The organism is Candidatus Poribacteria bacterium (assembly GCA_021162805.1).
Classification (GTDB): Bacteria; Poribacteria; WGA-4E; order B28-G17; family B28-G17; genus JAGGXZ01.
In genome coordinates, this window is the sequence record JAGGXZ010000003.1 from 26,350 (window position 1) to 46,502 (window position 20,153).

16 protein-coding genes are annotated in these 20,153 nt (G+C 54.9%); 12 read left to right on the plus strand and 4 right to left on the minus strand.

What is annotated here, in order from left to right; all coding sequences use genetic code 11:
- Positions 1-177 precede the first annotated feature (177 nt).
- The 9 genes from J7M22_00350 (at position 178) to pyrB (ending at position 9,987) form a co-directional block, all read left to right on the plus strand.
- Complete coding sequence (locus J7M22_00350; protein ID MCD6505047.1) at positions 178-954, plus strand: aldo/keto reductase; 777 nt, start codon at positions 178-180, stop codon at positions 952-954.
- Between the two features lie 6 nt (positions 955-960).
- Complete coding sequence (locus tag J7M22_00355) at positions 961-1,509, plus strand: flavodoxin family protein (protein ID MCD6505048.1); 549 nt, start codon at positions 961-963, stop codon at positions 1,507-1,509.
- On the plus strand, positions 1,506-1,865 hold the full coding sequence (locus J7M22_00360) for a hydrogenase 3 maturation endopeptidase HyCI (protein MCD6505049.1): 360 nt from the start codon (positions 1,506-1,508) through the stop codon (positions 1,863-1,865). Before J7M22_00355 ends, J7M22_00360 begins: the two co-directional genes overlap by 4 nt.
- A 179-nt stretch (positions 1,866-2,044) precedes the next feature.
- A complete protein-coding gene (locus J7M22_00365) occupies positions 2,045-5,095 on the plus strand; it encodes a hypothetical protein (protein ID MCD6505050.1) in 3,051 nt (1,016 codons plus the stop codon).
- A gap of 8 nt (positions 5,096-5,103) precedes the next feature.
- On the plus strand, positions 5,104-5,967 hold the full coding sequence (locus J7M22_00370) for a chordopoxvirus fusion protein (protein ID MCD6505051.1): 864 nt from the start codon (positions 5,104-5,106) through the stop codon (positions 5,965-5,967).
- Positions 5,968-5,981: 14 nt separating this feature from the next.
- A complete protein-coding gene (locus tag J7M22_00375; protein MCD6505052.1) occupies positions 5,982-7,319 on the plus strand; it encodes a hypothetical protein in 1,338 nt (445 codons plus the stop codon).
- Positions 7,301-8,128 (plus strand): bifunctional hydroxymethylpyrimidine kinase/phosphomethylpyrimidine kinase, encoded by an 828-nt coding sequence (gene thiD / locus J7M22_00380; protein MCD6505053.1) that lies wholly within the window; start codon positions 7,301-7,303, stop codon positions 8,126-8,128. Before J7M22_00375 ends, thiD begins: the two co-directional genes overlap by 19 nt.
- Positions 8,112-8,921, plus strand: coding sequence for an MBL fold metallo-hydrolase (locus J7M22_00385; GenBank protein MCD6505054.1), 810 nt, complete (start codon positions 8,112-8,114; stop codon positions 8,919-8,921). The genes thiD and J7M22_00385 overlap by 17 nt, the downstream gene beginning before the upstream one ends.
- Positions 8,914-9,987, plus strand: a complete 1,074-nt coding sequence (pyrB, locus tag J7M22_00390; protein MCD6505055.1) for an aspartate carbamoyltransferase — start codon at positions 8,914-8,916, stop codon at positions 9,985-9,987. Before J7M22_00385 ends, pyrB begins: the two co-directional genes overlap by 8 nt.
- Here pyrB and J7M22_00395 read toward each other — a convergent pair.
- The 4 genes from J7M22_00395 to J7M22_00410 all read right to left on the minus strand — a co-directional run bounded on the left by J7M22_00395 (position 9,934) and on the right by J7M22_00410 (position 16,405).
- Positions 9,934-10,206 (minus strand): hypothetical protein, encoded by a 273-nt coding sequence (locus J7M22_00395; GenBank protein ID MCD6505056.1) that lies wholly within the window; start codon positions 10,204-10,206, stop codon positions 9,934-9,936. The two genes, pyrB and J7M22_00395, sit on opposite strands and share 54 nt — an antisense overlap.
- Positions 10,207-10,216: 10 nt before the next feature.
- Positions 10,217-12,238 (minus strand): excinuclease ABC subunit UvrB, encoded by a 2,022-nt coding sequence (uvrB, locus tag J7M22_00400; protein MCD6505057.1) that lies wholly within the window; start codon positions 12,236-12,238, stop codon positions 10,217-10,219.
- A gap of 7 nt (positions 12,239-12,245) precedes the next feature.
- On the minus strand, positions 12,246-13,109 hold the full coding sequence (locus J7M22_00405; protein ID MCD6505058.1) for a hypothetical protein: 864 nt from the start codon (positions 13,107-13,109) through the stop codon (positions 12,246-12,248).
- A 137-nt stretch (positions 13,110-13,246) separates the two neighbouring features.
- Positions 13,247-16,405, minus strand: coding sequence for a family 78 glycoside hydrolase catalytic domain (locus J7M22_00410; GenBank protein ID MCD6505059.1), 3,159 nt, complete (start codon positions 16,403-16,405; stop codon positions 13,247-13,249).
- Positions 16,406-16,783: 378 nt separating this feature from the next.
- Here J7M22_00410 and J7M22_00415 point away from each other — a divergent pair, with 378 nt between their 5' ends.
- The 3 genes from J7M22_00415 to J7M22_00425 are packed head-to-tail and all read left to right on the plus strand — an operon-like array spanning position 16,784 to position 20,138.
- Positions 16,784-16,975, plus strand: a complete 192-nt coding sequence (locus tag J7M22_00415) for a 4-oxalocrotonate tautomerase family protein (GenBank protein MCD6505060.1) — start codon at positions 16,784-16,786, stop codon at positions 16,973-16,975.
- Positions 16,976-16,984: 9 nt separating this feature from the next.
- On the plus strand, positions 16,985-18,295 hold the full coding sequence (locus J7M22_00420; GenBank protein MCD6505061.1) for a hypothetical protein: 1,311 nt from the start codon (positions 16,985-16,987) through the stop codon (positions 18,293-18,295).
- Positions 18,288-20,138, plus strand: coding sequence for an ATP-binding protein (locus J7M22_00425; GenBank protein MCD6505062.1), 1,851 nt, complete (start codon positions 18,288-18,290; stop codon positions 20,136-20,138). Before J7M22_00420 ends, J7M22_00425 begins: the two co-directional genes overlap by 8 nt.
- Positions 20,139-20,153: the final 15 nt, after the last annotated feature.

A 20,153-nucleotide genomic window follows, 5' to 3' on the forward strand; every position in this document is an offset into this window, starting at 1 on the left:
GCATCAGGCTTTAAAGCATATCACAGTCGAACGAGAAAGGGAAGGGGAAATTTCCTTCGCTTTTATTTCCCTTGTGTTAATGCGCTGAACACCGAGAGCTTAATTAGTGTTTGCGCGGAGCCGAATCCCGATGTTATAATTTCCCATGTCGGGGAAAAACAGCGGAGGGGGTACACGATGCGAAGGGTTCCGCTAGGAAAAACGGGATTGGCCGTTTCAAGGTTGGCGATCGGCACGGGGACTAACGGATGGGGATATAACTCCGATCAGACCAGAAGGGGTTTCGACTGGCTGGTCGATCTCCTTAAGCTCGGTTACGATCTGGGCATCAATTTCTGGGACATGGCCGATCAATACGGATCGCACAAACACGCCAGGGAAGCGCTGAAAGGTATAGATAGGGAGGATATAGTCATAACGAGCAAGACCACCTCTCGAGATCACGATGCATGCAGTCGGGATGTGGAGAGGTTTCTCAGGGAGATCGGGACGGATTACGTGGATATCGTCCTGCTTCATGCCAAGAGTTCCGGCGACTGGAACGTAAGCTGTAGGGGAGCGATGGACGCCTTGGCTGAGGCCAAGGAGAAGGGCTTGGTGAGGGCTGTTGGGATCTCATCGCACGGGCTCGACGCCCTGAAAACCGCCGCCTCTGAGCCGTGGGTGGACGTCATACTGGTCAGGATCAACTATGCCGGGATCAGGATGGATGCCCCGCCCGAGCAGGTGATCCCGGTACTGGAGAGAGCCCATAACGCCGGCAAGGGAATATACGCCATGAAAGTTCTCGGCTGCGGTCCGCTCGCATCCGATCCCGAAAAGGCGATCAAATACGTCCTGAACCTCAAATGTGTCGACGCCATGACGATCGGGCCTACCGAACATGAGCATTTGAGGCAGAACGCGGAGATAATCGAAAGGCTGGATGGGCAAGTAGATGCATCTGGGAGGTGATCGAAAATGAGGATACTCGGTGTTTCGGGAAGCCCCAGGGAGGGCGGCAACTCCGACACGGCGGTCCGGAAAGCCCTTCAGATGCTCGAAGATCTGGGGGAAACTAGGTTCATCAGGGTGGCGGATTACAACATAAAACATTGTATCGGATGCAGGGAGTGCATGAAGCTGATGAGATGTGTCATCGATGACGACGAGTTTCAGCTCGTCTTCGATGAATGGCTTAATTCCGACCTGATCATAATCGGCGATCCGGTCTACTGGCATAGCCCGCCCGGCGTGATGAAGGATTTCATAGACAGATCCCACGCCGTATATGCCCATACCGATCCCCCGTTCAGGGGTAAGAAGGTGGCACTGATAAGCGTCGCGACCGGAGGAGGTTTCGAAACGCATGATAAGATCTTCTCCACATGGCTCAGACATTACGGCGCCGAGCTGATCGGTAAGGTCAGACTCTACGCTCAGGAGAAGGATGATCTGCTGCGTCGCCCCTCACAGATGAATAGGCTTGAGAGCTTCATTTCTGATCTGAGGGGGAAGATCACGGGATGAAGGTGCTGATTGGCATAGGGAACGAACTCGGCGGCGACGACGCCGTTGGGCTCTATGTGGCCAAACTGATAGACGGGGAAAACGGCTGGATCGGATTCCGATGCGGGACAGCGCCCGAGAATTTCATCGGCAAGATCGAAAGGCTCGATCCTGAACTCGTGGTTCTGGTGGACGCCGCGGAGATGGGGATCGAACCCGGGGAGTTCAGGGAGATCGAACCGGAATATGCCGATACGATCTTCGCTAGCACCCATTCCATCCCAATCTCCTTCCTCCTTAAATGGCTGAGACAGTCTGTCGGTAAGGTGTTCCTCATCGGAATCCAGGCCAAATCGTTCAATATAGCGGCCCGCTAAGCGATGAGGTGAGAAAGGGGGCGAAGAGGCTGGTCGAGGCTTTAACCGAGGGCTTCCCGCCGATCGACCGCTATGTATGTCAATAGAAACCCTCTGAGCGGGCTGGCGGGTTGACTTTCACAATGAAATAGTGTATCCTTTGCTATGACCAGAGGAAATCTGATCGGACAGGTGTGAAGATGGTTAACCTTGGAATCGACGTGGGGTCGATAAGCGTCAAAGTTGCCGTTGTAGGAGATAAGGAGGATCGGGAGCTATTTAGAAAGATCGATGAAAACAGCTATAACCTTTCCTTGGTGAATAACTCCTTTATCGACAGACCAATTTTGATATCATCCTACCGGAGGATAAAGGGGGAACCGCTTAAGGTAACGTTTGAAATACTTGATGAGATATATAAGCTCATCCCCGAAATTCAGGGGGTAAGGGTGACAGGAGTAGCTGCAAAGCTGGTGGCTGATCTGCTGAACGCCCCCGTGGAGAACGATTTCAAAGCTGTAGCCGTGGGAGTCGGCATGCTCTACCCTGAGGTTAGAACGATTTTCGAGATGGGGGGTGACATATCGAAGTATATACTTATAGATCGTGACTCCTTCGGCAGGATAGGGATCTTGGATTACGAGAAGAACGGAGAGTGTGCGGCCGGAACCGGATCTTTCATAGATCAACAGGCATCCAGGCTCAAATATGACGTCGAAGAGGTCGGAGATATCGTCCTCAAGGCCGGAAAGCCTCCCACCATAGCCGGAAGATGCTCGGTGTTCGCCAAATCGGATATGATCCACGCTCAGCAGAGGGGATATCAGCCCCCTGAGATCCTTAAAGGGCTATGTGAGGCGGTGGTGCGTAATTTCAAAGGGACTATAGTCAAGGGCAAAAAGGTGATCCCGAAGGTGATCTTTATAGGAGGGGTCGCAGCGAATAAGGGCGTCGCCCTCGCTATGAAGGAGGCGTTCAAGCTTTCGGACGAGGAGTTCTTCGTGCCCGAATATTACGCCTGGATGGGAGCGATCGGAGCCGCTCTGATCGAAGCGGAGAACGAGGAGAAGACGGAGCTTAGGGGAATTGAGACCCTGGAATTTCACTCAAGAAAACAGCGTTCCGATTTCCCCACCATGCCCCCGCTATCGATGGAAAAGGTTATCCTGCTGAGGGATAGGGTCAAACCGTACTCCTTTGAGGGCAAGAGTTTGCCCGTGGACGCCTATCTGGGAGTGGACGTCGGATCGGTAAGCACCAACTTCGCCGTACTGGATGAAAACGGCGATCTGATCATGGAGATCTACACCCGGACCCAGTCCAGACCGATAGAGGTTGTCAGTGAGGGACTGAGGGAGATCGAGAGGAAGATAGGGGATAAAATCAGGATCAGAGGTGTGGGAACGACCGGATCGGGCAGGGAGTTGATCGGAAAGCTCATAGGGGCCGATATCATCAAGGACGAGATCACGGCGCACAAAACGGGGGCGACCTTCGTCGGGGAGAGGCTGATAAACCGCACGCCGGATACCATATTCGAGATCGGAGGACAGGATTCCAAGTTCATCAGCATCCAGGAGGGGATAGTCGTCGATTTCACCATGAACGAGGCATGCGCCGCCGGGACGGGCTCGTTCCTTGAGGAACAGGCTGAGAGGATGGGCATAAACATCGTTGGGGAGTTCGCCCAGCTGGCCCTCAGCTCTAAATCCCCTATCAGGCTCGGAGAAAGGTGCACCGTCTTCATGGAGAAGGAGATCGGGCCGTATCTACAGCGGGGGGCGACGAAGGAGGATCTCTGCGCCGGATTGGCCTATTCGATCGCCATAAACTACCTGAACCGAGTCGTTCGAGGTCGGAAGATAGGGGATAGGATCTTCTTCCAGGGCGGAACGGCCTATAACGATTCGGTCGCGGCCGCCTTCGCCACCCTACTGGATAAGGAGATCATCGTCCCACCGTATAACGGCGTCATAGGCGCCATCGGCGCGGCGCTCCTGGCGATGGAGAAGGTCAAGGCCTTCAAGACTGAGACGAAGTTCAGGGGGTTTGATCTGAGCAAGGTGAAATATGAGCTGAGGGTGTTCACCTGTAGGGGATGCTCGAATTTCTGCGAGATCCAGCAGTTTAAGGTCGAGAACGAGGTGACTTATTGGGGCGATAAGTGTTCCGATAGATACAGGAAACACATCAAGAGCGAACGCGAGCCGGTTATCCCCGATATAATGAAAGCGCGGCAGGAGCTGCTCCTCCGCGAATATGAGCCGGATAAACATGATGGAGCTAAAATCGGATTCCCAAGGGCCATGTATTTCTACGACAGGTTCCCCTTCTGGGCCAAGCTGTTAGATGAGCTCGGCCTTAACCCGGTTATCTCTGATCCCACCAACAGGAAGATCACCAAGGCCGGGGTGGATTCCGCCGTAGCTGAGCCCTGTTTCCCGATCAAGGTCGCCCATGGCCATGTGGCTGATCTTCTGGATAAGGGTGTGGATTTCGTCCTAATCCCCAACGTCATCAACGTCGAAACGGAGTTTCCAGAGGTCAACTCCCATCTCTGTCCCTGGGGTCAGACGATGACCTATGTCATCGGCCATTCGCCCCTTATGGAGGGCAGGGAGGAGATGATACTGAGGCCCAGGATACATTTCCGCGACGGAATGGAGAAGGTGAAGAGGGAGATATACGAGGGTTTATCGCGCCGGTTCAAGATATCGCGTAGGCGATCCGACAGAGCGGTCGAGGCCGCATATGAGGCTCAGCGCAGATTCGAAGAGGACCTCCTCAAGATCGGAATCGAAGCGATCGAGAAGCTGGAGGAGACAGGTGAGCTCGGCATCATCCTGATAGGCAGGCCTTATAACATCAACGACAGCGGCATCAACCTGGACGTGCCCAGGAAGCTCCGCGATTACTACGGCGTAAACGTCATCCCGTATGATGCCCTGCCGCTTAAGGGGATAGACATAAGCGACGTCAACGATAACATGTACTGGAACTACGGGCGTAGGATACTGCAGGCTGCCAAATTCGTTCGGGATCGCCAGAATCTGCATTTGATCTACATCACCAATTTCAAGTGTGGTCCGGATTCATATATCAAACACTTCGTCTTCGACGCCTCAGGTAAACCATATCTCACCCTTCAGTTGGATGAGCACGCCAACGATGCCGGGATAATCACAAGGATCGAGGCATATCTGGATAGTAAGGGATTCCTGAGATGGTGGGCCAGGGAGAAGGTGGCGTGAGATAGGTCATGAATACGCTGAAGATTTACGACGAGCTGAAAGATGCTCTGGGTGAACAAGCTGCTAGGGCTATAGCCAGGGTGATAGGCGATCTATATGAGTCGGAGCTTCTCAGATTGAGAGAGGGTTTCGAGAAGCTGATAGAATCTCATAGGCAGAGCCTCGGCAGATTGGATAGGATAGAGCAAAGCATTGGAGAACTGGCGGAGGCACAGAGGAAAACTGAGGAGAGGCTGGAGGAACTGGCTGCAAGAGTGGATACGCTGGCTGAAGCGCAGAGGAGGACTGAACAAAGGGTTGAGGAGCTGGCGGAGGCACAGAGGAAAACTGAGGAGAGATTAGAAAACCTTGCTGCAAGAGTGGATGCGCTGGCGGAGGCGCAGAAGAGAACCGATCGGAAGGTCGAGGAATTAGCCGAAGCTCAAAGAAGGACTGAGGAGGAGCTGAGAAAGCTGGCAGCAGCCCAAAGGGAGACGAGAAGGCAATTGGGAGGACTCGCTCACACGGTGGGATACAGGCTGGAGGACGAAGCGTTCAAAGCTTTGCCGAAGCTGTTGGGAAGGGATCTGGGAGCCAAGCTCGTAGGGAGACTGAAGAGGGATTATATCGAGATCGCACCCGATAGATACGTCGAGATCAACATACTCGGCAGGGCGGTCAAAGATAGTAAGGAGTTCGTCATCATAGGGGAGGCGAAGAGCCAACTGAGAAAAAGGGATGTGGATGGATTTATCAAAAGGTGTGAGGGATTGAAGCGATTTCTTGGGGAGGATCAGATCAGGGTTTTGGTCGTCTACCAGGCACCACCTCAGGTTCAGAGGTATGTTAGGGAAAAGGGAATCATGCTCTACTTCTCCTATGATTTCAGCTAGAGGAGGATTTCATAATGGCTAAGCTGTCCAGAGAGGAGAAGAGATTGGAGAAGCTTCTACGGAAGAGGATGCTGGCCGAGCAGAGGGCCGAGCTCAGAAGGCGTAAGGTCTATATCCCTCAGATGAACTACCCAGGATCGAGAGCATTGGCGGCCGTTTTGAGATCCGCCGGGATAGATGCCGATGTGTCGCCCGACGACACGAGGAAGGCCATAGACCTCGCCGGAAGGTATCTCTCCGGCGATGAGTGTCTTCCGGAGAAGATCACGCTGGGCGGACTTCTCAAGGTTCTGATGGAGGAGGGCGTGGACCCCGGCAAGGTCGCCTTTTTCATGCCGACGGCCGGCGGGCCGTGCAGGTTCGGACAGTACAGGGTCCTCGTCAAGAAGATACTGGACGATCTAGGTTACAGGGATGTGCTGATCGTATCGCCATCGAGCAAGGACGGATACAGGGGAATAGCGGAGGCGTCGACCGAGCTGATCCGAACGGCATGGTGGGCGGTCGTCGCTTCGGATACGCTCATGAAGATGCTTCACAGAACCAGGCCATACGAGGTAAACAAGGGCGATACAGATGAGGTCTTCGAAAGGGGAACCGAGCTTATATGTAAGGTGTTAGAGCAGAGGATACCGCTCAAGGAGAAATTCAACCTGCTCAGGCAGACAATGGAACAGATCAGAGATGAGTTCAGAGCCATTCCGGCCATATACGATCCCGAAAGGCCGCTCATCGGCGTCGTGGGCGAGATATTCTGTAGGATGAACGTGCTGAGCAACGAGGATCTGATACGAAAAGTTGAGGAGTTGGGCGGAGAATGCTGGCTGTCGGATGTGTCTGAGTGGATATGGTATACGAACAGGGAGACGATCAAGAGGATAATCGACGCGGGCAAGAGGTTCTCGGTGGATATGATCATAGAGAAGATAAAGGCACGGATACAACGCCGGGATGAGCATCTCCTGCTTGAGCCTTTTAAGGAGGATCTGCGCGGCTATGAGGAGCCGGATGACATCAACGTGATCCTGGAGGCAGGACTGCCATATCTGCCTGTGGACGGCGCCTTGGGCGAGATGGTTCTCAGCGTCGGCAAGGCCGTATATCTCTATCGCAAGGGCGCCGACGGCATAATCGATATCAGCCCCTTTACCTGCATGAACGGCATCGCCTCCGAAGCGGTATACCCGCATCTCAGCCGCGATCACGACAACATCCCCATAAAGAACTTCTACTTCGACGGCACGCTGACCGATCTGGAGAGGGATCTCAGCATTTTCCTGGAACTGGCCCGAAACTATCAGAAGCGAAAAAAGGTGAAAAGGGTCTATCCGAAATGCTTCGGGGTGAGCTGAGAAGACCGCCCGTCGCCATGACGATAGCCGGATCTGACTCAGGTGGCGGGGCGGGAATACAGGCCGATCTGAAGACCTTCGCCTCCATCGGCGTCTTCGGCTGCTCGGTGATCACCTCGCTCACCGCTCAGAACACCAAGGAGGTCTTGTCGATATATGACCTCCCTCCCCACTTCATCGCCTTACAGTTCGACGCTGTCCTAAGCGACATACCGGTCGACGCGGCCAAGACTGGAATGCTCTCACGGGCTGAGACGATCGAGACGGTCGTCGGGAAGATAGGCCAGTATGGGATCACAAAGCTGGTGGTTGATCCGGTGATGGTCGCCACAAGCGGGGATAGGCTCCTGAGCCGGGATGCCGAAAGGACGCTCGTCGATAAACTTCTGCCGATGGCGACGATCGTCACGCCGAATCTCCTTGAGGCCGAGGTTCTGAGCGGCGTGAGGATCAGATCCATCGACGATATGAGATCGGCGGCCGAGAGGATAAAGATCCTCGGCCCTAAATTCGTCCTCATAAAGGGCGGACATCTGGGGGAAGGGCAGAACGGAGATGCCGTGGATATCCTATACGATGGCGCGGAGTTCCACGAGATCAGATCGAATAGGGTGAAAACCGATAGATTACATGGGGCGGGCTGCACCCTCTCATCCGCCATCACGGCATATCTGGCCATGGGATACGAACCGATTGAAAGCGTGAATTTGGCCAAAAGATACATCCATCGCGCCATCCTCGGCGCCATGAGGATCGGCTCCGGTGGACTCGTACTTGAGTGGAGGGGAGGTTATGAAGAGGATAACTGAGCGCATATGGGTGGAGACCGAATATGAGGGCGCTAACGTCGGCTTCATCCTGACGCAAAAGGGAGTTATATGCGTCGAAAGCCCGATGTCCCCGCCGGATATCAGGGATTGGATCTCCAAGATCAGATCGATAACGGAGGCCGAGATCGCCTACGTGATAAGCACCGATCACCACTTCGACCACTCCATCGGCGATTGGCTCCTCGGCGGCAAGGTCATAATGCACGAATCCTGCCTCGAAGGACTAAGCGAGGTGAGGGAGAACTTCAGGGAATTGTTCAGACACTTCTTCGAGTGGAAATACGAGGAGGTCAAGGAGGAGCTGGAGGAGATCAGAGTTGAGGAGCCGGATATCACCTTCTCCGAAAAGCTCTCGCTGCTGTGCGGCGATGTGACGGTGGAGGTAGTTCATATAGGCGGTCATTGCGAGGGGACCAGCTACGTCTATGTGCCGCAGGAGAGGGTGCTCTTCACGGGCGACGCCGTCTCGATCGGACAGCATCCATACCTGGGGGATGCCCTCTTCGACGATTGGATCAGAGGGTTGGAGAGGATGATGGAGCTCGATGTGAGGTATCTGGTGCCAGGCCACGGGGAGGTCGGCGATAAATCGGACATCGAAAGGCTATTGCGTTTCTTCGAGATGATGGGGGAGAACGTCGAGAGAGGTAAGGAGGATATCGAAGCGTTATATAACTTCTACCCGGTCCGTCCCGAAAGGAGGGAGATGCTGAAGGATTGGCTGAGGGATGGACTAAGAAGGATGAGGGAACAGAGGGAAGGTAATGAGTGACTTCATATTCATCGATAGGTTTAAACGGGAGGAGATAGAGGGGCTCTTCGAGCTAACCGATGATATCAAAAGCAGACCAGATCTATTCGCGTCGAAATGCAGGGGGAAGATACTGGCGACCCTGTTTTATGAGCCGAGCACCAGGACGAGGCTTTCGTTCGAAAGCGCCATGTTGAGGCTCGGCGGATCGGTTCTGGGCTTCGCTGACGCCAAGGTCTCATCCGCCGCTAAGGGCGAGACGATAGCCGACACCGCCAGGATGGTCTCCAACTACGCCGATCTGATCGTCATCCGCCATCCCCTGGCAGGTGCCGCACAGGTGATGGCCGATTACTCGGAGGTGCCGGTCATAAACGGCGGGGATGATAGCAATCAACATCCCACCCAGACGCTCCTCGATCTTTACACCATCTCCAGATGTAAGGGGAGGATCGAGGGGCTTAACGTCGGAATATGTGGCGATCTGAGGTATGGACGGGCACCACATTCCCTCGCTCTCGGCCTAGCCATGTTCGGAGGGAAGATCATCAATATCGCCCCTCAAGGGCTGGAGATGCCCCGTCATGTCATCGAGAGACTCCGCATCCTCTACGGAGCTGAGGTCGAAACCGTCCGCGATCTTAAGGGGGTGATCTCCGATCTGGATGTGCTTTATGTGAACAGGCTTCAGAAGGAGCGACTGCCAGAAGACGTGGATTATGAGGCGATCAAGGACAGCTACGTCATCACGCCCGACTCGATCCGTAGCTCGAAGCCCGACATGATCATCATGCATCCCCTTCCCCGCGTGAATGAGCTATCGTATGAGCTGGACGATGACGGCAGGGCGATGTATTTCGAGCAATCCCGAAACGGGCTTTTCGTCCGCATGGCGCTGATCTTGGCCCTGACAGGAAATACCCACTTGGAGCTCAACCCCGTCGAGAGGGAGAGGATAGAGTTGGAGGTTAAGTGCGGCAATCCCAGATGTGTGATCGATCACGAACCCTACCTCCGTCCCGTCTATGAGGCCCTATCCTCGGAGGGCGAGGAGAAGTTCTGCGTATACTGCGGATATAGGCTTTAACCCCGTTCCTTCCGATCCCTTTTCGTCCGCCTTTGCCTCCTCGACCCAATCGGGTGTGAAGTTCGGATCCTCAACCAATCTCAGGAGCATCGGATCTTTGACAAAGGGAACCCTTCCGTCCCATCCCTCATGCCGCGTTACCTTCCAAACCTCAGGGCAGGCTGGTTGCTCTGAAACATCTGAAAAGGCCATGAAGGCGAAGATCATCAACTCGATCATCTCGAGCCCCTCAAAGGCCATATCTCCCCTTGAGCTCCTTTATCTGATCTCTGATAACAGCGGCCTTTTCGAACTCCAACCTCTCCGCTGCCTCTCTCATCTCCCTTTCCAACTCCTCTATCGTCCGCTTCACCTCTTCAGGATCCATCTCCTCCAGGGGAGCATATAGCTCCTCGTCGGGTTTCTCCCTGAGCACCTCCGAGATAACCTTTGGCTCGGCCCTGCTTACCTCCTTCTCCCTCTCGATATCTATCAGATCCCTTATCGCCTTTTCGATCGTGGCAGGAGTTATACCGTGTTTTTCGTTATACTCGAGCTGGATCCTGCGTCTCCTCTCGGTCTCATCTATGGCCTTTTTCATGGCGTCGGTGATCCGATCGGCGTAGAGGATGACCTCGCCGTCGACATTTCTGGCCGCCCGTCCAGCCGTTTGAATGAGCGACGTTTCCGATCGGAGGAAGCCCTGTTTATCGGCATCGAGGATCGCCACAAGAGAGACCTCAGGCAAATCTAGTCCTTCCCTCAGCAGGTTAACCCCGACGAGCACGTCGAACTTCCCCTCTCGCAGCTCTCTGAGTATGTCGGCCCGTTCCAGCGTGTGTATCTCGGAATGCAGATACTTGGCCCTTATTCCCATCTCGGCCAGATATTCCGTCAGATCCTCGGCCATCCGTTTGGTGAGGGTGGTCACGAGCACCCGCTGTCCCTTGGTTACCCGCTCGCTGATCTTGCCTATCAGGTGATCGATCTGGCCCTCCACGGGATGGACGGAGATCTTCGGGTCGACCAGACCTGTGGGTCTGATGATCTGCTCGACCACCTGCTCGCTGCGTTCGAGTTCGAACCTGCCAGGGGTCGCTGAGACGAAGATCGCCTGGTTGATCAGCTCCTCGAACTCCTCGAACTTCAGAGGGCGGTTGTCCAACGCTGAAGGCAACCTGAAGCCATATTCGATCAGGGTCTCCTTACGGGTTCTATCTCCGTAATACATCCCACGAAGCTGAGGTATGGTCACGTGTGATTCATCTATGAAGACCAGAAAATCGTCGGGGAAATAGTTTATGAGGCAGTAGGGAGGTTCGTCCGGCCTCCTTCCGGAGAAATGTCTGGAGTAGTTCTCTATCCCTCTGCAGTAGCCCGTATGTCTGAGCATCTCCAGATCGAACCTCGTTCGCTGTTCGATCCTCTGTGCCTCGAGCAGCTTCCCTCGTGAGAGAAAATACTCTATCCGCTCCTGAAGCTCGGCCTCGATGTCCAAAAGCGCCTGTTCGAACCGTTTGGGGCTGGTCATGAAATGCCTTGCGGGGAAGATATCCACTGAGTCGAGCTCCTCCAGAACCTCCCCCGTCAGCGGATCTATCATGGTTATCCTCTCCACCTCGTTGTCGAAGAGCTCCACCCTGTATGCGACATCCTCGTATGCCGGATATATATCTATCACATCGCCTCTCGCCCTGAAGGTTCCCCGTTGAAGGACCATATCGTTTCGCTCGTATCTTATGTTGACCAATCCTCGCATTATCTCCCTGCGCGAGACCAGATCGCCTTTCCTGATGGATACCCGCTGTTGGAAATACTCATCGGGCGATCCGATTCCGTAGATGCACGAGACGCTGGCGACGACGATCACGTCCTTTCTGGAAAGCACGGCGGAGGTGGCGGCCAGGCGGAGCTTATCTATCTCCTCGTTTATCCTAGCGTCCTTCTCTATGTAGGTGTCCGTCTGAGGGATATAAGCCTCGGGCTGGTAGTAATCATAATAGCTGACAAAATACCGGACGGCGTTTTTCGGGAAGAAGGTCCTGAACTCGCTGTAAAGCTGAGCGGCAAGGGTCTTGTTGTGTGAGATGACGAGCGTCGGACGTTGGACGTTCTGAATGATATGGGCCATCGTGAAGGTCTTGCCTGACCCCGTCACGCCCAGCAGAGTCTGATATCTATATCCCTTAAGCAGGCCCTCGGTCAGCCTTTCTATCGCCTGAGGTTGATCCCCCTTAGGTTCGAAATCGGACACGAGTTCGAATTTCGGCATTCGGATCTCACCTCCTGCACGAATCTATCCAGGCTTTCAGGGCCTCCTCCCAGAAGGAGATCACACCGTCACGCATAAGGGCGACCTTCTCCAAACGCGCTGCCTCTTCCGCTCCCAAAGTTGTTTTTTCTCCCGCGGCCACAGGTATTGCCTGATATCCCGCCTTTCTCAACAGCCTCGCTCTCCTTGCAGCTCTCTCCACATCCGTGCGATCCACCGTTGCTGAGATCTCCACCGCCAGCCATACCTCCCTATCTTCGGCGTGACGTAACCTGCCCTTTACCAGGAGGTCAAGGAGCAGCAGGTCGTTAAACTCCCCCGGGCTGAGTTCGGATTCCAATCTGTCCTCGAGGGAATGGGTTTCCACCACCTGAACACGCCTTAAGAACCTTCCGAAGTAGGCTCCCGCTCGTTTCGCATAAAGCAGCTCCAGCATTTGCCCTATCATCTTTCCAACCCTATCCTCAAGTCTCCCATGTGCCGTGGCAAGGGTATCCATATGCGTCGTAAGCGTCTCAATCTTCTCTGCGAGCGATTCAAGCCTTTCCTCAGTTCTTCTTTGAGCCTCGGCTAGTTCCTCAACCCTCCTTTCAAGCGTTTCGAGTCTCTCTGTGAGCGCCCCGATCCTCTCCTCAGTTTTTCTTTGAGCCTCAGCTAGTTCCTCAACCCTCCTTTCGAGGGTTTCAAGTCTCTCTGTGAGCGTCTCGATCCTCTCCTCGGTTCTCCTCTGCACTTCGACGAGCTCCCTGAAGGCTTCGGGAAGTTTCAAGAGCTCATCTGTAAGAACGAGCCTTCTGAGCTCCTCCCTCCACTCCGGTTTCTCCTCAAGGAGCTTGATGAGGTCATGAAACTCCTCCACCGTAAATCTCATCTTTATCCCCTTCCTTGTCTCGCAAGCGTTATTGCTTTTTAATGGTTATAGGGTTCGTTGGGTTTACCGGATGAGCCTTCAACGGAACCCAACGAACTCAATGAACCTTGTCCCTCCGGAACGGGAGAAACCTGAATTCAGCGCAACATGGCGGTGAAGCGATAGCTGCCCGACTCGACCTCATAGACCGCCAGGTTCTCCTCTGACCGCAGGAGTTTCACCCCATCCGCCTGATCGACCGGCTTGCCGCTTTCCGTTACCGTCGCCGGATCTTCTGTGGGCACATATACCTCGGCGGTAATGTTGGCCGGGATCACAACCGACAGGTGCAGTTTGTCCCCCTCAACGTTCCATTCCACGCCTATACGGCCTCGGATGGAGTTGTAGCTCGCTCGAACGAACCTCATATCCCCTTCAAGGCGAGGTCGGATGATCACCCTCCTGAAGCCGGGTTCCTGTGGCTCTATGCCGGCAACAGCCTCGAAGAGCCACTCCCCCACGCATCCGAAGGCGTAGTGGTTGAAGGAGTTCATGTCGGGCGTCTGGAAGCCTCTCTCCTCCGTGTATCCGTCCCATCTCTCCCACATCGTCGTAGCGCCCATTCGGATCATATAAAGCCAAGAAGGAAAACTCTCCTGAAACAGCAGCCGATAGGCGACGTCCGCTCGGCCGAACTTCGTCAGGGCGAGCATCAGATGCCGCGTGCCGACGAATCCGGTCGACAGATGCCACCCTCGCCTCTCGATATCGGCGATTAAATGCTCGAGAGCGAGCGGGCGGAGATCCTCGGGCAGCAGATCCAGATCCAACGCCAGCGCGTAGACCGTCTGCGTCTCGCCCTTAATTCTACCATCGGGCTGCACGTAGGCTTGGTTGAAGGCCTCTTTGATCTTCGCCAACAGCTCGGCGTATTGCTTCGAATCATCCTCCCGACCGATCGCCCCCGCCATCTCCGACATCAGCTTGACCACATATGCGAAATACGCCGTCGCGAGCACATCTCTGGGGGTGCTGGCGCCGGCCGGAACCCAGTCGCCGTAGCCGATCTCCGGCCTCAGATATCCCTGACTGTTTTGAACGAGATAATCCACGTAACGGGCCATCTCCCCGTAATACCGCTCGATGGCCCTCATGTCGCCGTAGAACTGATAGAGCGTATGGGGTACAACCACACCTGCATCGCCCCAGGCCGGCGTTCCGAAGCCGGCTCCGGTCACAGGGGCCACATCCGGATAGGCGCCATCCTCCCTCTGTCCGTCGTTCAGATCTATCAGCCATTTCGTCATGAAGGCCCCCATGTCGGCCAGCCAGCTCGCAGTACGAACGAATATCTGAGCGTCTCCCGTCCATCCCTGTCTCTCATCCCGCTGGGGACAATCCGTCGGCACCTCCAGATGGTTGCCGCGGAGGCTCCAACGGATGTTCTCCACCAAACGATTGACCAGGGGATGCGAACACTCAAACTCCCCCGTCATCGGGAAGCCCGAATGCAGCACGATACCCGTCACGGCGTCCAGCGGAGGTGCTCCGGGATATCCCGTCACCTCCACATATCTGAACCCCCTGAAGGTGAAGCGGGGTTCCCATACCTCCTCATCATCTCCCCTGCAGATATAGGTGTCGATGTCGCGGGCTTTCCGCAGGTTGGTCGTGTAGATCGTTCCGTCGGGGTTGAGCACCTCGGCGAAACGCATGACGATCTTTCTACCCGGCTCAGCGCCCTTCACCTTCAGCCTCGCCACGCCGACCATGTTCTGCCCCATATCGAATACGAAGGTCCCCGGTCTGATCTCATTGACGGATTGGGCGGGTATCTCCATCACCTTGCGGACCGGCTCCCCGGGATGCGCCGTAAGCTTTAAGTTTATATCCTCGCTCAGGACGACCGGCTTCCAATCGGTGTCATCGAATTCGGGCGTATCCCACCCATCCATCTCCCGCCGTGCGTCGTAGCTCTCGCCCATGTAGAAATCGGCCTCCAGGATCGGCCCGTAAGCGGCTTTCCAGCTTCCATCCGTGATGATAATCTCTCTCGTCCCATCATCAAACTCGATTTGCAGTTGTGCCAGCAGGCGCGGCTCACCGCCGAAACGGTTACGCTGTCCCCACCCGCCGCAGTATCCGGCATACCACTCGTCCGCCAGGATCGCGCCGATGCAGTTTCCGCCCTTTCGTAACATATCGGTGACCTCATAGGCTCGGTAGTAGACCCGTTTTCGGAAATCGGACCAGCCGGGGATGAAGTAATCGTCGCTGACACGCTGTCCGTTGAGGCGGAGCTCGCAGCTCCCCAGGGCGCTGACGTAGAGCATCGCCCGTTTGACCGACTTGTCGAGGGTGAAGGTTTTACGCAGAAACGGCGGGGGAGGGACGTGGACGCCGATGCCGCCGGGGATGCACCACGGCGGGGAGCCGAGGCCGCCGATCTCACGCGCCTCGTCCCAGCCTTCGTCGTCGAAATCGCTCCGATACCATCCCTCTTCCATTTCGGCGGCGGTCTTCCATCCCTTGTCCGTGGCGACTATCACCGGTTCACCCGTTTCGAACTCGATCACGAGCTTCCCCAGCACGCCTGCCGGGCCGCCCTCGTTGGTGGCTTCAACGGCTAGGAGGTTTCGACCGCCCTTCAGAGAGCCTGTTATCTCAAGGATTTTCGGGCGCGTCCATGCATCGGGCTGACCATCGCTGCGAGCGATCTCCTCTCCGTTCACATAGAGCGTGAACTGGTCGTCGGCGGTCAGGATGATCCGCGCTCTCGATATTTTACGATCGGAGGGCAGTTCGAAGGTGCGACGGAAATATCGCGTCCCGACGGGTGCATCGTGGCGTGGATCGCCCTCGGGGAACCAGATCCAGCGGCATCCCTCGAAGGTTAAAAGCCTCTCCTCCCATTCGGCCGGCTCGTCATAGCCGATCCATTTAGCCTTCCAATCCTCTTCATCCAGCAGTCCCATCGTCCATCGAGCCGGCTCGCTCCATTCGGACGGGTTGCCGTTTTTATCCCAGACCCGAACCTTCCACCAGCACTCCACTTCCGATCCCAGCGGTTTGCCGGCGTAGACGATATGTGTTGTCTCATCCGATTCGACCTTCCCCGTGTCCCACAGATCCCCTTTATCCCCGTCCAGCTTTTCCCGGTTGGTGGCGACGAGGATCCTGTAGGCGGTTTGACGTTCTCCCCTGTTGGCCGGGTCGACCGTCTCCAGCGTCCAGCTGAGTCGGGGAGTGAGAACATCTATGCCTAGCGGATCTATTCGATACTCACATCGCAGTCCCTTCGGCTTCAATCCTCCCATCACAGACCTCCTCAATATATGGTCATTTGTAGTCAATTAGGTCGTTTGGCTTCGCCGTCATCCGGATTTCCGGGTTCATCGTGTGGCGAACCCTATAACTCCCCTCCAAGCTGCCTTTGATAGCCGATTGTTGATCGTTTTATCTGCGCTTTTTATAATACCAGCGACACGATCCGTAGTCAACAGCGGAGAATCACGGGAATTCGGTTTGCCGAAACCCTGACTTCGATAGGAAGATCAATGGCGTCCTCACAGGGGATTGCCCATATGCCGGCAGTAAATCATACTGCTATCAGTTGTAAAACCACCTCCGCTCTTGAAAAAAGGATATCGTTATGATAAAGTAAATTAAGATGAGGACTGGGAAGGAGGGGGGTTATGCCCTTTGTGATGATCGAAGGTCCTAAAATATCCATCGATAAGAAGAGGGAGCTTGTGGCGAAGATCGCCGAGGTTGCCAGTTCCGTCTACGGGCTGCCGAAACAGGTTATAACTGTAGTCATACACGAAAACCCGCCCGAAAACGTCGGCCCCGGCGGCGAACTGCTTATAGATAGAAAAAGGGGATGATGGAACCCCATGACGGAGATCTGGAGATTAGCTTACAACCTGCTCGCCGTTCCGATGCTTCTTCTCTATTTCCGTCTCCGTTCTCTCCGAGATGAAAAGGTGCGGGAGGGAATTGAGGGAAGACGTGATCTATTCGACCGGCTGAGACGACAGCTTGAAGTGGGACGGCGGATGGATAGGACGATCTGGTTCCACTTCACATCGGTCGGCGAGTTCGAACAGGCCAAGCCGGTGATAGAGGATATTAAGGACGAGGCTCGCATCGTGCTGACGTACTTCTCCCCCTCCGTTCAGGGGAACGTCGAGAGATATCCCCATAAGGACGCGGCCTCATACCTGCCGATCGACACCAAATGGAACGCCCAAAGGATGTTCGATCTGATAGAACCGGATCTTCTTATCTTCTCCAAGTTCGATATATGGCCGAATCTGGTCTGGGAGGCAGCGAGAAGAAAGGTTCCGATACTCCTCATAGCCGGCACGCTTCATGCCGAATCGAAGAGGATATCCCCGATCGCAAAGCCGTTTTTCAGCGCCGTACACAGATATATCGACATGCACTGTGCCATATCGGAGGCCGATGCCAGGAGGTTTGAGAGCCTCTGTGGAGATCCATCCCGTGTTCTCGTCACGGGCGATACCAGGTTCGATCAGGTATATCGCAGGGCGATGAGGGTTGATGAGAGAGGGCTGATACCGAACCAAGATAGGATCAAGAGACCTGTGGTGGTGGCCGGAAGCACCTATACCCAGAGTGAGAGGGTGCTTCTGGAGGCCTACAGGAAGATCCGAGCTGAAAAAAGTGAGGAACATCCCTTCACCTTGATCCTGGTGCCACACGAGCCGACGGAGGAGAGGATGAGAGAGATAGAGGAGCTTCTGGATGAGGGCGGTTTAAGCTATGTGAGATTCAGCCAGATCACCGAAGAAACAGATCTCTCGAGCTTCAACGTGCTGGTTATAGATACGGTCGGCCTGTTGGCGGGGCTTTACAAGCTGGGCGATGTGGCGTTTGTGGGCGGAAGCTTTCGGGGCAACGTGCATAACGTGATGGAGCCCGCTGTGATGGGCAAACCCGTTATCTTCGGCCCCTATATAGCCAATTCGTTCGAGGCGAAGGTAATGCTGAGGAGGGGCGGGGCGATAATGGTCGAGGATGCCGATGAGATGGCCTCGACCATCTCATCGTTGATAGATGAGCCTCGAAAGAGGGATAGAATCGGCAGGATCGCCAGAGAGGTGATTATCTCAAACCTCGGTGCCGCCGATAGGACGGTCAGAGAGGTCAGAAGGTTCCTGGGGGTGACGGCTAATGCCTGATTTCATGCGTCAGATCCGCGAGGAGCATAAGGCCGGGGTTGCTCACACCTTCCTGCTGCATTTCAACGTGACGGACCTCGCAAGAGATCCGATATTCGGATATCTCACCATGTTGGATTACCTGATGGAACAGTTAAACGATATCGGCTGTGATGTGGTGGTCGCATACGATAGGTCCCAGGGTGTGATATTCCCCAACGTGGGACTCCGTTCGGAGTATCAAAAGCTGCTCGGACTCGATATCAAACTGCCGGAGGGAACGGAGGTCAAGCGTCCTCCCATCAATTCAAAGCTTCACATCAAGAAGGCCGGTATACCACGTGAGCCTGAGGATGCGTTGCCTAGGCTGGAGCAGCTTCTCAGACAGAGGCTGGCGGGGTTGAGAATAGGTGTGATAATCTATTTCGTGGAGAGGATCGCTCCCAACGGCGATCCGGTCGACCTGCCCGAAGAGACGTTGGTAAACATCGAGACGATCGAGCGATGGGCGATGGACCTGGAGATGAAGTTCCTCGGTAGCATCGTGCTGCTTGTTGCCGAGAACCTTGCTGACGTTTCACCCCAGATAACGACCAACACGCACATCCGCATCGTGGAGGTGCCCCTACCGGATTATCAGGATAGGCTCGAATTCATAAAGCACCTCCTGAACCTCCCTGAGCCCGAAAAGAAGGATTCGAGGATGCAATTGGTCAATAAGCTCCGGCTTGAACGGAACATGTCGCCGGAGAAATTCGCCGCTATGACAGCTGGACTAAGGCTTATAGATATCCACGATCTCGCCTTGAAAGCCGAAGAGGTGAATAAGCCCATAACGGAGGAGATAGTCATTCAGCGCAAATACGAGTCCGTCCTCTACAGGAGCAGAGGGTTATTGGAGCTGATAAGGCCCTCTAACGTCCTTCAGTTCGTGGGCGGATTAGATCACGCATCGAGATATTTCAGGCCCGTCATAGAGATGCTTATGAGGGGAGATCCCGAGACACCGATGGGAGTTCTGCTGGTAGGTCCTCCCGGAACGGGAAAAACGCTGACCGTCGAGGCGATGGCGGGGATAAACGGGTTGACCTGCGTCAGGCTCAAGACGGCCAGAGAGGTATGGCTCGCCCAACAGGCAGGAACCTTTGAAACCTGGGAGAGGATGTATGAAAGGGATCTATCACTGGCTTTGACGACGATAAGAAACCTCGCCCCGGTGGTGGTTTTCATCGACGAAATGGAGAGATTCACGTTGGAGAGAGGCACGGGGTTTCAGAGAATACTCCCCATAGAGCTGCTCAACTTCATGGATAACCCGCAAAACAGGGGAAAGGTTCTGTGGGTCGGAGCGACGTCCAGGCCGGATCTGATAGATCCCAGCTTCAGAAAGGCGGGCAGGTTTGACGATAAGCTTGTATATCTGATCCCCCACAGGAAGGACAGGGCGGATATCCTCAGAAAGATGTTCGCCAAACACAGAATCCCACATGCCGATAATCTGGATCTCAATAAGCTAGCTGGCGGGGATTTCCCCGAGGAGATAACGGGCGCCGATCTGGAGCTTATCGCTCGTAGAAGCCTTACGATCGCTCAGGCAAGTGGGCACAAGCAGGTGATGCAAAACGATCTTATGGCTGCAGCGAGGGATTTCGTGCCCAGATACTCGCCCCAGGTCTATGAGTTTCTCTCCCTGCTGGCTTTGAGGGAGGCGAACTCGCGATTCATGGTGCCGGAAAGGGTCCCTGACTCGATAAGGAAGATCGCCTTCGATGGTGAAAGAATCGATAAGGCGAAGATAGAGTCCCGCCTCATAGAGCTTGAGAGGGAGCTCAGGATAAGACAGGGCAGCCGCTATAACTTTTAACGGTCATTTGTAGTC